15 protein-coding genes are annotated in these 13,993 nt (G+C 75.3%); 2 read left to right on the forward strand and 13 right to left on the reverse strand.

The features are described from left to right. Positions 1-3: 3 nt before the first annotated feature. From ABZ836_RS05715 to ABZ836_RS05750, 8 genes are all read right to left on the reverse strand, one after another. Positions 4-1,383: a YcaO-like family protein gene (locus ABZ836_RS05715; protein ID WP_361139633.1), complete on the reverse strand. Its 1,380-nt coding sequence runs from the start codon at positions 1,381-1,383 to the stop codon at positions 4-6. Further along, complete coding sequence (locus ABZ836_RS05720) at positions 1,380-2,897, reverse strand: CocE/NonD family hydrolase (protein ID WP_361139636.1); 1,518 nt, start codon at positions 2,895-2,897, stop codon at positions 1,380-1,382. The genes ABZ836_RS05715 and ABZ836_RS05720 overlap by 4 nt, the downstream gene beginning before the upstream one ends. Beyond that, entirely contained in the window at positions 2,894-3,757 is an 864-nt protein-coding gene (locus ABZ836_RS05725; RefSeq protein WP_361139639.1) for a hypothetical protein, read from the reverse strand. Before ABZ836_RS05725 ends, ABZ836_RS05720 begins: the two co-directional genes overlap by 4 nt. A gap of 91 nt (positions 3,758-3,848) precedes the next feature. Beyond that, the gene (gene amiA, locus ABZ836_RS05730; protein WP_257231356.1) at positions 3,849-3,962 is read right to left on the reverse strand and encodes a streptamidine family RiPP; all 114 of its coding nucleotides are present in this window, start codon (positions 3,960-3,962) and stop codon (positions 3,849-3,851) included. 75 nt (positions 3,963-4,037) lie between these two features. Next, a complete protein-coding gene (locus ABZ836_RS05735; protein WP_356127497.1) occupies positions 4,038-4,841 on the reverse strand; it encodes an ABC transporter ATP-binding protein in 804 nt (267 codons plus the stop codon). Between the two features lie 19 nt (positions 4,842-4,860). Next, a complete protein-coding gene (locus ABZ836_RS05740; protein WP_361139643.1) occupies positions 4,861-5,868 on the reverse strand; it encodes an iron ABC transporter permease in 1,008 nt (335 codons plus the stop codon). Beyond that, the gene (locus ABZ836_RS05745; protein WP_361139645.1) at positions 5,865-6,836 is read right to left on the reverse strand and encodes an iron ABC transporter permease; all 972 of its coding nucleotides are present in this window, start codon (positions 6,834-6,836) and stop codon (positions 5,865-5,867) included. The genes ABZ836_RS05740 and ABZ836_RS05745 overlap by 4 nt, the downstream gene beginning before the upstream one ends. Before the next feature lie 113 nt (positions 6,837-6,949). Further along, the gene (locus ABZ836_RS05750) at positions 6,950-7,927 is read right to left on the reverse strand and encodes an ABC transporter substrate-binding protein (protein ID WP_361139648.1); all 978 of its coding nucleotides are present in this window, start codon (positions 7,925-7,927) and stop codon (positions 6,950-6,952) included. A gap of 86 nt (positions 7,928-8,013) precedes the next feature. Between ABZ836_RS05750 and ABZ836_RS05755 the strand changes: the two genes are divergently transcribed. Then, entirely contained in the window at positions 8,014-9,213 is a 1,200-nt protein-coding gene (locus ABZ836_RS05755; RefSeq protein WP_361139651.1) for a hypothetical protein, read from the forward strand. A gap of 86 nt (positions 9,214-9,299) precedes the next feature. On the opposite strand, the gene ABZ836_RS05760 is transcribed toward ABZ836_RS05755, so the two are convergent. Both ABZ836_RS05760 and ABZ836_RS05765 read right to left on the reverse strand, forming a co-directional pair. Beyond that, positions 9,300-9,707: a (2Fe-2S) ferredoxin domain-containing protein gene (locus ABZ836_RS05760; protein ID WP_361139654.1), complete on the reverse strand. Its 408-nt coding sequence runs from the start codon at positions 9,705-9,707 to the stop codon at positions 9,300-9,302. Further along, positions 9,704-11,686 carry a heavy metal translocating P-type ATPase gene (locus ABZ836_RS05765; protein WP_361139657.1) on the reverse strand — a complete coding sequence of 661 codons (1,983 nt, stop codon included), beginning with the start codon at positions 11,684-11,686 and terminating at the stop codon, positions 9,704-9,706. The genes ABZ836_RS05760 and ABZ836_RS05765 overlap by 4 nt, the downstream gene beginning before the upstream one ends. Positions 11,687-11,826: 140 nt before the next feature. Here ABZ836_RS05765 and ABZ836_RS05770 point away from each other — a divergent pair, with 140 nt between their 5' ends. Next, the gene (locus ABZ836_RS05770; protein WP_180223472.1) at positions 11,827-12,192 is read left to right on the forward strand and encodes a metalloregulator ArsR/SmtB family transcription factor; all 366 of its coding nucleotides are present in this window, start codon (positions 11,827-11,829) and stop codon (positions 12,190-12,192) included. Between the two features lie 90 nt (positions 12,193-12,282). On the opposite strand, the gene rpsR is transcribed toward ABZ836_RS05770, so the two are convergent. The 3 genes from rpsR to ABZ836_RS05785 are packed head-to-tail and all read right to left on the reverse strand — an operon-like array spanning position 12,283 to position 13,963. After that, entirely contained in the window at positions 12,283-12,519 is a 237-nt protein-coding gene (gene rpsR, locus ABZ836_RS05775; RefSeq protein WP_356127517.1) for a 30S ribosomal protein S18, read from the reverse strand. A 38-nt stretch (positions 12,520-12,557) separates the two neighbouring features. Next, complete coding sequence (locus tag ABZ836_RS05780; RefSeq protein WP_361139662.1) at positions 12,558-13,709, reverse strand: GTP-binding protein; 1,152 nt, start codon at positions 13,707-13,709, stop codon at positions 12,558-12,560. Next, positions 13,709-13,963 carry a type B 50S ribosomal protein L31 gene (locus ABZ836_RS05785; RefSeq protein ID WP_356127523.1) on the reverse strand — a complete coding sequence of 85 codons (255 nt, stop codon included), beginning with the start codon at positions 13,961-13,963 and terminating at the stop codon, positions 13,709-13,711. Before ABZ836_RS05785 ends, ABZ836_RS05780 begins: the two co-directional genes overlap by 1 nt. Between the last annotated feature and the right edge of the window lie 30 nt (positions 13,964-13,993).

The raw sequence follows: 13,993 nt of genomic DNA on the forward strand, positions 1-13,993 counted from the left end.
TCCTCACATGTGGGGCGGCGGGGCCAGCGTGAAGTCCTCCGGGGCCGCGGGCGCGGTGGTGCGCCAGCCCCGTCCGACGGCGGCGTCGGCGAGGCGGGGGCAGCCGAAGTAGCCGAAGGCCGCGGGGGCGTTGGGGAGCAGTCCGGAGACGAGGACGCGGGCCACCCGCAGCGGCGTCTCGGCCACGTCCTCGGTGGTGAGGTCGAAGGTCATGATCCGGTGGCCGCGCTCGTGGAGCGTGCGTTCCAGCCCTTCCCGGTCGGTCGGCCGGACGGCGTCGACGGGCACGGTGCCGAGCGCGGGCTCGGTGAAGCGCCGCGCTTCGGCGGCCGTCCGCGGGTCCAGCCACACCTGTACGTGGGCGCCGAGGTCCCTGACGTGCTCGAACTGCTCGCCGCAGGCGTCGAGGTAGCGGTTGTCGGCGCGGTGGTCGAGGTAGAGGCCGCGGGCGAGCAGGCCGGCGTCGACGGCCTGGAACACCCAGCCGTCGGGATCGGTGAGGCCCTGGGTGAACACCCAGGTGTGGACGGCCTCGAGCACGGCCTTGCGGGCGGCCTCGGCCGGGTCGTACTTGCAGGCGAAGCCCGCCGCGTACAGGCCGAGGCGCGGGTCGTGCACGAGTGCCGCCATGCAGGGGGCGAACTCGGAGGGCATCTCGACGAGGTGCACGTCGAGTGCGCACCCGGCGAGGTCGTCGGCGAGGCCGGGGACACTGGCCGGGTCGATGCCGCGGGCGGGTCCGTCGAGATGCCACCACAGTTCCAGGGCGTCCCGTTCGACGATCTCCAGCAGCCCTCGTTCCACGGCGTCGTCGACGCCCTGGCCGGTGGCTATGCCCGCGTAGTTGAGGTGGTGGGTGCGGGGCAGTGAACGCAGCTCCCCCTGGCGCCAGTTGAGGTGGGTGAGCGCCACGGGGGCCCAGACCTCGGTGGTGGTTCCGCCGGGCAGGCGCTCGAGGCCGCGGGTCCACAGGGCCGGGGTGTCGTCGGTGAGGGGACGGTAGGGGAACCGGGGGCGGGAGTACTGCCACGGGGCGTAGGCGGGCAGGTCGGCCGGCCCGTACAACCGGGCTTCCTGGTCGGCGAGTTGGGCGGCGGTGGCGCGCAGTGGGGCGAGCGGGTGGTGCGGGGGAGGCAGCCGGTTGCCGCAGTAGCGCTCCACGCCCTCCGCTATCGCCGCGATGCGGGCGCCCTCCGGATCGCCGAAGGTGGTGCCGAGGGAGACCCGGTCGGCGGGCCAGAGGCCGAGCCTGCGGGCGTCGGATATCTCGGCGGTGAGCGCCGTGTAGCGGGGCGGGGCTCCCGCGGGGTGCTCGACGGGCTTGACCTTGCGGACGATGCCGCAGACAGGGTCGACGAGGGCTTCCAACGGCAGCGCCGTCATCGCAGGACCTCCATGGCCGGGTCGACGGGGGCGGGTGGGGACGGGAGGACGCACAGGTCGAGTCGTACGCCGGCGGGGACGATCTCCCGGCGGGAGCCGGTCAGCCGTACCGCCGTGACGGGGTCCTCGCCGGTGTGGGGATTGCGGGCGTGGGCGGGGAAGTGGTGGCCGGCGATCTCCAGGCGCAGCCGGGTCCCGGCCGGGAGGCGGCGGGCGAGGCGGCCGAGCTCGACGGCGAACCCGGTCTCGACGCCGGGAGGTTGGTCGCGCCGGACGATGCCGACGGCGAGCCGTTCGGCGTTCCCGTCGGGGAGGAGGGCCACGAGGCGGGCGGCCCAGTCGGCGGACGGGGTGTCGGCGGTGCCCCGCAGGCGCACCCGTGCCGGTCCCACCACGTCGAGGGTGCTGGGCAGGGGCCGGGTGGCGAACAGACAGCGGTCGACGGGCCCTTCACGGGGAACGGCGAGGTCGTCCGAGCGGACCGGGTGGCCGGGGTCGGCGGTGAAGGCGGAACCGCGCAGCAGGATCAGCTCCGGCGTGTACGGTGCGCCCTCGGTGGTGGCGGGCAGCCAGCGATCGGCGCCGCCGAGTGCCAGCGCCCCCCGGCGCCCGGGGGCGAGGTCGCCGGCGAGGGCGCGGCGGGCCCAGCGGACGTAGAGCTCGCCCAGGTTCACCCGGTGCGCGGGTCCGGCGCCGGGGCCGGGCTCGGCGGTGAGGCCGTGCCCCCAGGGTCCCGTCAGCAGCCGCGCCGAGGGCCCTCCCCAGGCGTGCCAGAGGGCGGCGGTGTCGTCCGCGAAGTGGTCGTGGAGGCCGCCCACCGCGAGCAGGGGTGTGGTGGCCCCGGCCGCGCGGGTCACCGGGCGGCCCCGGTCGCGTTCGCGCCACAGCGCGGGCCAGGAGGGCAACTCCCGCCCCAGCCGTTCGGGCAGGGTGACGAGCGGCAGGTGGGTGAGCAGTCCGGGGTCCGCGGCGAGGGCCGCGGCGAGGGCCGTCCCGTCGGAGTCGGGCCGGTCGCCGTGTGCGGCCCACCATCCGGCGCGGGCCGACAGCCGTTCCACTCCTGAGGGTTCGCGCGCGGTCTCGGCGGCGCCGAGGGCCGGGACGGCGACGAGGACGGCGTCGGGGCGGGCGTCGCGGGGTGCGTCCAGGGCGAGGACGAGGGCGCAGTGGGCGGCGTACGAGGCGCCGGCGGCGACGATCCGCCCGTCGCTCCACGGCTGGCGGCGGATCCAGCGGGAGGTCCGCGTGCCGTCGGTGAGCTCGTGCGCGTACGGCCGCCACTCCCCCGCCGACCCGGCCGGCCTCGCCGACCCGGCCGACCCCGCGGACCCGAACCGGCCCCGTACGTCCTGGACCACGGCGGCGAACCCGTGGCGGGCCCAGCCGCGTGCCTCGGGCAGGTGCCGGGTCCGGTCGTAGGGGGTGCGGATCAGGACGGCGGGGAACGGGCCGTCACCGGCGGGGAGGACCACGTCGGTGGCGAGCCGGCCGACGGCCGCGCCGGTCCGCCTCATCCGTCCTTCCTCGGCATGGGCGCGACGTCCGGAACGGGCAGCACGGGGTGCTCGGTGACCGTGAGGGTGCGCAGGTCGACCTTCCGCAGTCGGCGTCGTGCCGGGAGTCCCGTCGTGCCGGGTGCGTCGGTGGCCCAGCGGACGAGGTCGTCGGCCAGCAGCGCCGCGAGCAGCCCGGCCGCGGGTCCGGTGAGTCCGTCCGTGGCGCCCGACGTGCGGGGTCCGCTCCAGTAGGCCGCCAGTTCCCGGTGGGCGGGGGTGGCGGCGAGCCGCCGGAGGCGTACGTGCGCGGACGTCACGTCTCCCGGGGCGGCGGCGAGCGGTTCGACGTACGCCTGCCGGCCCTCGCGGTGGCAGCGGAGCCAGGCGACACCGTGCTCGGGCAGCAGGTCCGCCGCGTCCCACAGGCCGTCGGGCACGGGGCCGTCGAGGCACCACACGACGGCGGCGGGATCACCGTGCAGCAGATCGCCGAGGGCGGCCGGGGAAGCGGCGGAGTCCGCGGCGGGCGGATCGGTCCTGGGCTCGGCGCCCAGGCCGGTCAGGCAAGCGGCGAGCGGTTCCGTGAGGACCGGGTCGCCCAGGAGACGGACCGCGCGGCGGGCGGCGGGCCACTGGGGGCTCGCCGCTTCCGGCGAGTGCTCGGCCAGATAACCGGCTTCCTCGAACGCCCGCAGGAGCCGGTCCAGTTCGGCGTCCGTGGGAGTGTCGGTCCTGCCGGAGAGCAGGGACAGGAGGGCGGCGTGGTCGGCTGCCGCGGTCCTGACGCTCAGGAACTCTCCTGAGTCGGTGCGCAGGGCGAGGCCCCGCCCGGGGACGGGGAAGACCTCGACACCGGGTGCGAGTCGGCTGCGGAACACGGCGACCTCCTGACGGACGGGTTGCGGGACGGGGCGTGGGCCCGCCCGGACTGAGCCGGACGGACCCACGGTCGAGGGGTGGGACCCTCGGTTACTCCTCGGTGTCGTCGAAGGGGTTCTCGACGAGCGCGTTGGAGTGGGAGGCGGAGTCGTGGGCCAGCTGGCCCGGGTCCGCGATGGGGGCGAAGACCGACTCGTTGTCCATGAGTTCTCCTTCTGTTCCGGGGAGACGCGGCGTTCGGGTGAGCGCCGCGTCACAAACTCTAGATGAATATGATTTTCATATTCTAGAGGGCAGAGGGTGATCTGGGTAACACACCGGCCAACCCCCCTGCGGATCACGGCCCACCCGGCCGGCCACCCTCAACACGTCCGCCAGCAGGCCGGGGGTGACGACCTGTCGGGGCGGTCCGTCCGCCGCCACCCGGCCGTCCCGCAGGGCGACGACGCGCTCCGCGAAGCGGGCGGCGTGGGCGAGGTCGTGCAGCACCATCACCACGGTCAGGCCGCGCTCCTCGCGCAGCCGGACCACCGTCTGCAGCACGTCGAGCTGGTGGTGCAGGTCCAGGTAGGTGGTCGGCTCGTCGAGCAGCAGGACGCGGGTGTCCTGGGCGAGCGCCATCGCGAGCCGGACCCGCTGCCGCTCGCCGCCGGAGAGGGCGTCGACGTCGCGGTCGGCCCAGTCCTCCACCCCGACGTCCCGCAGCGCCCGGCGCACGACCGGGTCGTCGCCCTCGCGGAGCATGCCCAGCGGCCCGCGCGCCGCGTACCGCCCCTGGCGGACCAGGTGACGCACGGTCATGCCGGGCACGGCGGGCGAGGACTGGTGGAGCAGGGCGACCCGGCGGGCGGTGGCCCGCCGCGACAGCCGGGCGACGTCGTCGCCGCCGAGCAGCACGCGCCCCCGTTCCGGCCGCAGCAGGCCGGCCGCCAGCCGCAGCAGGGTCGACTTCCCGCACCCGTTGAGGCCGACCAGGGCGGTCAGCTCCCCCGGCGCGACGGTCAGGTCGACGCCCTGCAGAACGGGGCGGGCCGGATAGCCGAAGTGGACCCCCTCGATGCGGATCCCCAGGGGCTCGGTCATTGTCTGTCCTCCGTCGGCATCAGAACGTACGGCTCGGCGCGCGGCGCACGACGGCCAGCAGCAGGGCGGCGCCGAGGCACGCGGTGAGCGCCCCGACCGGCAGGGTGAGCCGCCCGGAGTCCAGCGCGGCCGCCAGCAGCCGCGAGGACAACTGCGCCGCCGCGTCGGCGCCGCACATGACCACCGCGCCGAGCAGGGCGGCCCCCGGCAGACCCACCCGCAGGTCGGCGCCGAACACGGCCAGCGCCAGGTGCGGGACCAGCAGCCCCACGAACCCCAGCGCGCCCACGGCGGCGACGGCGCCCGCGGTCAGCGCCACCGCGCACAGCAGCGCCAGGGTGCGGGCCCGGCGGGCCGGAAGACCGGCGGCCAGGGCGATCTCGTCGCCGCAGCGCAGCAGGGTCAGCGGCCCCGCCAGCAGCCAGGCCGCGGTGCCCCAGGCCAGGGCCCACGGCCAGAGCAGGTGCCAGTGCTGCCACACGCGGCCTTCCGTGGTGCCGACCAACCACTGCACCACGCTGCCGAGTTCGCCCGGCCGCACGAGCAGCACCATGGCGGTGAGCCCGCCGAGGACCGCCGACACCAGCACGCCGTGCACGGCCGTCCTCGCCGGATCGCCGCCGCCGCGCCCCGCGAGCAGCCACAGCAGGGCCGCTCCGCAGCAGCCGCCCACGCAGGCGGCGACCACGACCGCCAGGGGTGAGTCCCAGCCGGCCACGCCGAGGGCCGTCGCGGTCACCGCCCCGAGCACCGCGCCCGGGGTCACGCCGGTCACCTCCGGTCCCGCGAGCGGGTTCCGCAGCGCGGACTGGAGCACGAGCCCCGCGACGGCCAGGCACGCGCCCGCGCCGAGCGCCACCAGCAGCCGGGGCAGGCGGAGTTGGAGGAGGATGTGCCGTTCCGTCGGGTCGCCGCCACCTCCCAGGACCTGCCAGATGGCGCCGGGGGACATCCCGCGTCCGGCGACCAGTTCGACGGCGGCCAGCACGACGGCCAGCGCCGAGAGCGCCGCGAAACGCCGGTTCATCGGGTCTCCTTCCCGCCGGCCGGGGCGCCGCTGCCGCTCCGGGGCCGGCCGTCGCCCGCGCGCATGAGGGCGACACCGGCCGGGACGCCCAGAAGCGCGGTCCAGGCGCCCGCAGGGGTCTCCACCGGCGCCAGTGCGAGCCGGGCCGGGATGTCGGCGACGGTCACCACGACCGCGCCCCACGCGGCGGCCCAGGGCAGCCACCGGACGGCGCCCGCGCCGGGGAGGAACCAGCGGGCCAGGTGCGGGGCGAGGAACCCCACCCACGCCACGGGCCCGCACGCCGCGGTCACGGGGGCGATGAGGACGACGGCCACGGCGAGCGCCACGAACCGCGCACTCCGGGCCCGCACCCCGAGGGCCTCCGCGTCCTCGTCGCCCAGCCGCATCACGGAGAGCACCGGGGCGCACAGGACCAGCGCCGGAACGGCGGCCAGCAGCCAAGGCCACAGACCCGCGACGTCGTCCCAGGTCCGGGCGGAGAGGGAGCCGAGCAGGTAGCGGTAGATCAGCTGCAGGTCGAGCTGGTCGGCCATCACCATCAGCACCAGCAGCGCGGCCTGCAGGGCGGCCGCGACCGCGGCTCCGGTGAGCAGCACGGCCGACGGGCTGCGGCCCAGCCCGGCGGCGAGCAGGGTGAGCCCGCCGCCGAGCGCGGCTCCGCCGACCGCCAGCAGCGGCTGGACCGCGAGCGGGATCGACAGGGTGAGCACCAGCGGCGCGGCCACCCCGAGCGCGGCCCCGGAGGAGACGCCCAGCATCTCCGGCACCGCCAGGGGGTTGCGGAGCGCCTCCTGGAGCACCAGCCCCGCGGCGCCCAGGCAGGCCCCCGCGGCGAGCGCCAGCACCAGCCGCGGCAGGCGGAGTTCGGTGAGGACGATGCCGGCGAGCGTGGTCTCCCCCTCCAGTGCCGCGCCGACGAGCCGGTGCGGCGGGACGTAAGGGGTGCCCGCGCTCAGGGCGCACACCGACGCGGCGACCAGGAGAACTGTCAGCAGGACCGGTTGACGGTGCGTCCGCCACCGGGACATTGCGGGGCGCGCCGGGCCGGCCGGGCCTGCCGTTGCGGGCGGGGCCGTGCTCACCGCAGTGCGGCCGTGGCCTCGTCGAGGACGATGCCCAGCGAGCGCGTGCCGCGCCCCTTCGCCCACACCTCCGGGTCCACCTCGTGGACGTCGCCGTTCCTGACGGCGGGGATCTTGCTCCAGAGAGGGTTCTCGGCCAGTTTCTCCGAGAGCTTGCCGTCCTGGTCGCCGAAGCTCATCGTCTCGACGAACAGCACGTCGACGCCCTGCGCGAGTATCTCCTCGAGGCTGTAACTGCCCTCGACGCCACGGGACTTCCACGGATACTCGGCGATCTTCGGGAACAGGCTGGCGGCCACGTCACCCTCCGGGGTGGCGACGCCGAAGTTCTCGTCGCTGCCGTAGATGATCAGTGCCGTCCTGTCGCTGGGCGTCTTCTCGGCCTCGGCCAGCTTGGTCCGGAAGACCCTCTCGGCCTTCTCGCCCTCGGCGGTACGGCCGGTGAGCGCGGCGACGTCACGCAGGTACCCCACGCTGTCCTGCCAGGTCTCGGGCTGCATCGCCCAGAAGGTGGTGGCGCCCTTCATCGCGGGGGCCAGCTTCCCGTGGGTGTCCCCCAGCCCGATCACGAGATCCGGCTTGTGGGACAGGACCGCCTCCACCTCGGGGGCGATGAACCCGCCGGGTACGACGTCGACCTCCTTGGCCCTGTCCTCGCCGAGGAAGCCAGGACGGGCCAGCAGCGCGCTGTTGGTGGCGACCGGCACGATGCCCAGCTCGGTCAGGATGTCGTCGCAGAGCGCGAACAGGCAGACGATCCGCTCCGGCCGCTTCTCGAGTGCGACCTTCGTGCCGTTGACGTCGGTCAACTCCGTCGCCGCCTTGATGGGTTCGACGTTCACCTCGGTCCTGGCGGCTGGTTCGCCCTTTCCCTCCGCGGGTTCGCCCGACGGCGAACCGCAGCCGGCCAGCACGGCGGCAGCCGCCACCGAGGCGAACCAGGTACGGACGGATTTCGACGGTGCTCGGAGCATCGACGCCCTCACTTTCTTCTCCGGGGTCCCGAACACGCCGAACATACATGATAATCGTTTTCATTGTCGTTCCCTTGGAGGACTCCGTGCCCGCATCCCCCGCCGTGCTCCTCGTCTCCGACCATGTCGACGGCTGTGTCCACGTGGTGACCGTTCCGGACGGTGAGGTCGTCGCCCGCCTGACGGGGCGGCACCTGTCGGAGCACGCCGGTTTCCTGGCCCTGCCGGGCGGACGGACGGCCTGCGTCGACGACCGCCGGGGCGAACTGCTCGTGCTGGACCCGTTCGGCGACCGGCTCGTGGAGGCCGCGGTCCCGGTCGCCGTGCCGGCCGAACACCTCGCCGGCGACCCGGCCGGCCGCCGACTGGCCGTCACCACCGGCCTCGGCAGGAACACCGAGCCGTGGTCGGACCTGCTCACGGTCGTGGACCTCACCACCGACGAGGCGGCCCGGGTCCGCACGCGCACCGGTGAACCCGGCGTGACCGTGACGGGTGGGCAGGAACCGCTGGTCGTGCTGCGTCACCGGGAACCGGGGGCGCTGGCCGTCCACCGCTTCGCGGACCTGCTGGCCGCGCCTCCCGGCTGTCCTCCGCAGCCGCCCGGCGCACTGCTCCCCCTGCCGGACGACGGGCACGGCGACGCCTACGACCCCGCTACGGGCCGGGTGTTCGCGGCCACCGGTGAGGGAGTGCACCGGGCCCACGCGGAAGGCGGCGGCCTGACCGCCGAGCCGGTGATCCCCTGGGAGCACCCCGCCCGCGGCTGGTACCTGCGGCTGGACACCCGCCGGCCCGCCCTGTGGAGCACCCTGCGGGGCGGCCCCACGGACCCGCTGCGCTGGCCGGAGTGGACCAACCACGCCTGGCGCCACGACCTGGCCACGGGCCGCACGTCCCTGTCCGCCCTCGGTCCCGGCCTGGTCTTCCGGCTCGCGTTCGCCCGGCACCACACCGCGTTCACCCGCATCCACCCGGACGGCGACGAACTGGTCCTCCTGGCCCTCGACGGGACCGTCCGCCGCGTGCCGCTTCCCGCCATGGACGGCGCCCCGGGCCGCGGCGCCACCCCGTGGGAGGGCGTGGAGCGGCGGGCGGTGGCCGCCTCACCCGGGGCCTCCTGGGTTGCCGTCACCCGGGGCGGCCACGGCGAGGTGCACATCGTCGACGCCGCCTCGGGCCGGGAGGTGACCCGCCTGCGGCTGAGCACCCCGTTGCACCACGGCGGGCACGCGGCACTGCGCACGCCCGCCGACGGCGCCGAAGGCGACCCCGTCGGCCGGTGACGCCTCCACGCGCGTGCCGTCGTGGCGCAGGCAGGCGTGCCGTGCCGCGGGTCCTGGGAGCCGGAAGCGTTCTGCGCCGGGGGCGCTCAGTCCCCCACCGCGCGCCTCACCCGCCGGGACGGGGCGAACGCGTACAGCTCCAGGATCGGTGGCACCTCGGCGATGCCGGGGCCCCCGCCCGTGACCCACGCGGCGATGTCGGCCGTCGCGTCGGGGTCGTTGACCAGGCCGAGCCAGACGGGACGGCCACCGGCCTCCCGGCCGGCCGAGGAGGGCTGCACCACGACGACGTTCGCGTGCTCGCAGGCGTCCAGGCAGTTCACCACCCGTACCTGCGCGACCGGACCCAGCGCGGTCTTCAGGGTGGCGAGCTGCGCGGCGTGGTCGACGCCGGGGATCTTGGGCGTACCACAGCAGCATCCCCGGCAGACGGTGACCGTGCACCCGGGTGCGGCGGGTACCGCGGCCCTGGCGGGCGTCTTGCGGCGGCTCACGCGGCGGCCCGCTTCCAGGCCGACTCGCGCAGCAGGCGCAGCCCGTTGAGCGCGACGAGGACGGTGGAGCCTTCGTGGCCGGCGACGCCCAGCGGCAGCGGCAGGTGGCCCACGAGGTCCCAGACGACCAGACCGGTGATGAAGATCCCGGCGATGACCAGGTTCTGCACGACGAGCCTGCGGGCCCTGCGCGAGAGGGCGATCACGGCGGGCACGGTGGCGAGTTCGTCGCGGACGATCACCGCGTCGGCGGTCTCCAGGGCGAGGTCGGAGCCCGCCCGGCCCATCGCGATGCCGGTGTGCGCCGCCGCGAGCGCCGGAGCGTCGTTGACTCCGTCGCCGACGACCAGGACCTTGCGTCCGGCGCCCTCCAACTCCCGGACGACCTCCACCTTGTGCTGCGGGAGCAGTCCGGCCCTGAGGTCTTCGATGCCCACCTCGGCGGCGAGGCGCGCGGCCGCCCGGGGGTTGTCGCCGGTCAGCAGCACGGGCGCGTGCCCGGTGAGGGAGGTGAGCGCGGCGACGGTGCCGGCGGCGTCGGGGCGCAGCCGGTCCGCGACGCCGAGCACCCCTACGGGCGTGCCGTCCACGGTGACCAGCACGGCGGTCCGCCCGCCCTCCTCCAGCTCCGCCGCCAGGACGGAAGCCACCCTGGCGGCGTCGGTGTCGGGCACGCCCTCCAGCAGCCGGGCCGGCGCGCCGACCGCGACCACGCGCCCCTCGACGGTCGCGGTCACGCCGACACCGGGTGTGGAGTCGAAGTCCTCCGCCACCGCCGGGCCGGGTCCGCGCTCGCGGGCCGCGTCCACCACGGCCCGCGCCAGCGGGTGCTCGCTCGGGTGCTCCACCGCGGCTGCCAGCGCCAGCAGTGCGTTCTCGTCGAGGCCGGACCCGGTCAGCGGCCGGACGGCGGTGACGCGCGGAGTGCCCTCGGTGAGGGTTCCGGTCTTGTCGAGCGCCACCGCGTCGACCTGGCCGAGCCGCTCCATGACCACGGCCGACTTCACCAGCACCCCGTGGCGTCCGGCGTTGGCGATGGCCGACAGCAGGGGCGGCATGGTCGCCAGGACCACCGCGCAGGGCGAGGCGACGATCATGAAGGTCATGGCCCGCAGCAGCGAGTCGCCGAGGTCCGCGCCGAAGGCCAAGGGCACCAGGAAGACCGCGAGGGTCGCCACCACCATGCCCACCGAGTAACGCTGTTCGACCTTCTCGATGAACAGCTGGGTGGGCGCCTTGGTCCCGGACGCCTCCTCCACCATGCGCACGATCCGGGCGATCACCGTGTCGGAGGGGTCGCGCTCGACGCGCACGCGCAGGACGCCGGTGCCGTTGAGCGTGCCGGCGAAGACCTCGTCCCCCCGGGCCTTGCCGACGGGCAGGGGTTCGCCGGTGATGGTGGCCTGGTCGACGTCGCTCGCCCCGTCGAGGACGCGCCCGTCGGCTCCGACGCGTTCCCCGGGCCGGACGAGGATGGTGTCGCCGACCGTCAACTCCCCGGCGGCGACGGTCCTCTCGCCGCCGTCGGCGTCGACACGCGTCGCCGTCGCGGGCGCGAGGTCCAGCAGCCCCCGCACGGAGTCGGCGGTCCTCGCCGTGGCCAGCGCCTCCAGCGCCCCCGACGTGGCGAAGATGACGATCAGCAGGGCCCCGTCCATGACCTGGCCGATCGCCGCGGCGCCGAGGGCGGCGACGACCATCAGCAGATCGACGTCGAGGGTCTTCTCGCGCAGGGCCCGGAGACCTTCCCAGCCGGGTTCCCAGCCGCCGGTCGCATAGGTCAGGGCGTAGAGCGGGCCCCATGTCCACGCCGGGGCGTCGGCCAGTTGCAGCGGCAGCGCGAGCAGGAAGAAGGCGGTGGCCGCCGCGGCCCAACGCGCCTCGGGCAGGGCGAGTACACGGGTGCGCCGCCGGGGCGGACCGCCGTCGCGCTGACGGGCGGCCCGGTCCGCCGGGGCGGGAGCGAGGGTGGCGGTCATCGCAGTGGGGACCCTTCAGGAAGGCAGGACGGAACAGCGGCCCCTCCTCAGGGAGCGCCGCGCCTTCCACCATACAGGATCACATGAACACCTATTCATGCGTTCATGAGTTCTCCTCGCCGTCCTCATAGGATGGGGCCATGGGCCACGGAGCTGAGACCAGGACCACCGCCACCGCACGCGAGCGCCTCGAAGCCGTGGGCGCCGCCGACGTGGCCGCCGCCCTCCAGGCCTTGGCGACCCCGTCCCGGCTACGGATCCTGGCCCGCCTCCAGGAAGGCCCGTGCGCCGCGACGGAGCTCGCGGACGCCGTCGGCATGGAGCAGTCCGCCTGCTCCCACCAACTGCGGCTGCTGCGCAATCTCGACCTGGTCACCGCCGAGCGCCGGGGCCGCTCGGTCATCTACGCCCTCTACGACAACCATGTCGCCGAACTCCTCGAGCAGGCCCTGCACCACGTGGAACACCTGCGCCTGGGCCTGCGGGACGCACCGGCCGAGCCCTGAGGCCGACGCCCGCGCCCACGGCCCCTGCGCCCACGGCCCCTGCGCCGGCGACTCCTGCGCCCGGCACGGCGGCGCGGGCAGGACCCCTCCTCACCTGCTGGAGCAGGGCAGCAGGGCCATCTCCCGCGCGTTCTTGACCGCCGCGGCGATCTGCCGCTGCTGCTGGGCGGTGACCCGGGTGACGCGGCGGCTGCGGATCTTGCCGCGGTCGGAGATGAACTTCCGCAGCAGGTCGGTGTCCTTGTAGTCGACGTAGGTGATCCCTGCCGCGTCGAGGGGGTTGGGGCGGGCCTTGAGCGGCTTGCGGGGGTCGTGGCGTCGTGCCATCGGGGTTCGTTCCTCTCGTAGGTGGGTGTCGTGGTGGGTCAGGCGGCGTCGAGGAGGGCGTCGAAGGCGCGGGGCAGGTGCTTCCACGCCTCGCGGCCGGCCGCGTACTCGGCGTCGGTGAGCAGACAGGACTCCAGGAGCCGCTCGAGGTTGTCCCGGTCGAGACCGGGTGAGGTGAAGACCAGGTGCTGGCAGCGGTCGCCGTGCTCGTCGTGCCAGTCCAGGGCGGCGGCCGCCCGGCGCGCGGGCGGCACCATCTCCCAGGCGGCGTCCGGCAGCGCGGCGAGCCACGGGCCGGTGCTCTCCACGCACAGGGCCCCGCCCGCGCAGTCCCAGGCGAGCAGGGTGTCGGGGCGGTCGGCGAGCCAGAACCGGCCCCGGCTGCGGGCGGCGGCGCAGCACAGGTCCTCGAGCGCCTCGTAGAGGCGTTCGGGGTGGAAGGGCCGGTCGCGGTGCCAGACGAAGGTGGCCACCCCGGCCTCGTCGGCTTCCTGCGGGAGGAGGGCGCAGGCGGGATGCTGGGCGGCCGCCGCGGCGTCCACGTCGAAGCCCGCGAAGGCCAGTCGGGCGAGTTCGCCGGATCCGGCCGGGGCCCGGCGGGCGGTGGGGTGGAGCTGGGCGAGCAGGGCGCGGTCCTCGTCGTCGGCCTCGTCGCTGTCGACGACGGCGAGGACCGGGGCGTACTCCAGCTGCCGGGCCCAGGTGTCGCCGACCGTGCGCCGGTCGGTCGCGGCGGCGGCGAGGCCCGCCTCGGCGAGGTCGTCGCCGTTGCCGAGGCAGGGCAGGACGAGCGCGGGGTCGACCGCCGTGATCACGTTGGTGAGTTCCAGGGCGCCGGCGCCGTGCGCGGCGATCACCTCCGCCATGGCCTTCGGCTCGACCGAGTCCCACAGCTCGACGACGGCGAGCCGGGTCGAACCACCGTCCGCGAGCCGCTCCAGCTCGGGGACCAGATCCTCGCGCAGCGCGCAGCAGGCGCAGTCGTTGACCAGCCGGGTGTCACCTCGGGACAGCTCGCCCGAGGCGTCGCGCACCACGCGCAGCACGGTGCCGTCGGCCGCCGTGGACAGGTCGTGGTGGAGCGCCACGCTGCCGGGCACGGCGCGCAGCAGACCGTCCACGGCCTCCTTGCGCGCGGCGGAGTGCAGCCCGCCGACGATCACGACGGGCAGCGGGGCCTGCCCTGCCATCACTTCTCCCCGATCCGGCCGTACCGGCGCTCGAACCGCTCGACGCGTCCGGCGGTGTCCAGGACGCGCGCCGTGCCCGTGTAGAAGGGGTGGCTCACGTTCGAGATCTCGACGTCGACGACCGGGTAGGTGTTGCCGTCCTCCCACTCGACGGTCTTGTCACTGGTCATGGTGGAGCGGGTCAGGAAGGCGTGGTTCGCCGCCCGGTCGCGGAAGACGACGGGGCCGTAGGCGGGGTGGATTGCGGGCTTCATGGGATGTCCTTCGTGGTCTGACGGGTCTGA

Origin of the sequence: Streptomyces sp. NPDC047130 (assembly GCF_040643475.1) — a bacterium.
Lineage (GTDB): Bacteria > Actinomycetota > Actinomycetes > Streptomycetales > Streptomycetaceae > Streptomyces.

What these genes read in the sequence shown, in the direction of transcription:
- ABZ836_RS05785 (WP_356127523.1), bottom strand. Translation starts at nt 13,963, where the DNA reads ATGAAGCCCGCAATCCACCCCGCCTACGGCCCCGTCGTCTTCCGCGAC.
- amiA (WP_257231356.1), bottom strand. Translation starts at nt 3,962, where the DNA reads ATGGACAACGAGTCGGTCTTCGCCCCCATCGCGGACCCGGGCCAGCTG.
- ABZ836_RS05770 (WP_180223472.1), top strand. Translation starts at nt 11,827, where the DNA reads ATGGGCCACGGAGCTGAGACCAGGACCACCGCCACCGCACGCGAGCGC.
- ABZ836_RS05780 (WP_361139662.1), bottom strand. Translation starts at nt 13,709, where the DNA reads ATGGCAGGGCAGGCCCCGCTGCCCGTCGTGATCGTCGGCGGGCTGCAC.
- ABZ836_RS05765 (WP_361139657.1), bottom strand. Translation starts at nt 11,686, where the DNA reads ATGACCGCCACCCTCGCTCCCGCCCCGGCGGACCGGGCCGCCCGTCAG.
- ABZ836_RS05735 (WP_356127497.1), bottom strand. Translation starts at nt 4,841, where the DNA reads ATGACCGAGCCCCTGGGGATCCGCATCGAGGGGGTCCACTTCGGCTAT.
- ABZ836_RS05750 (WP_361139648.1), bottom strand. Translation starts at nt 7,927, where the DNA reads ATGCTCCGAGCACCGTCGAAATCCGTCCGTACCTGGTTCGCCTCGGTG.
- ABZ836_RS05720 (WP_361139636.1), bottom strand. Translation starts at nt 2,897, where the DNA reads ATGAGGCGGACCGGCGCGGCCGTCGGCCGGCTCGCCACCGACGTGGTC.
- ABZ836_RS05715 (WP_361139633.1), bottom strand. Translation starts at nt 1,383, where the DNA reads ATGACGGCGCTGCCGTTGGAAGCCCTCGTCGACCCTGTCTGCGGCATC.
- rpsR (WP_356127517.1), bottom strand. Translation starts at nt 12,519, where the DNA reads ATGGCACGACGCCACGACCCCCGCAAGCCGCTCAAGGCCCGCCCCAAC.
- ABZ836_RS05740 (WP_361139643.1), bottom strand. Translation starts at nt 5,868, where the DNA reads ATGAACCGGCGTTTCGCGGCGCTCTCGGCGCTGGCCGTCGTGCTGGCC.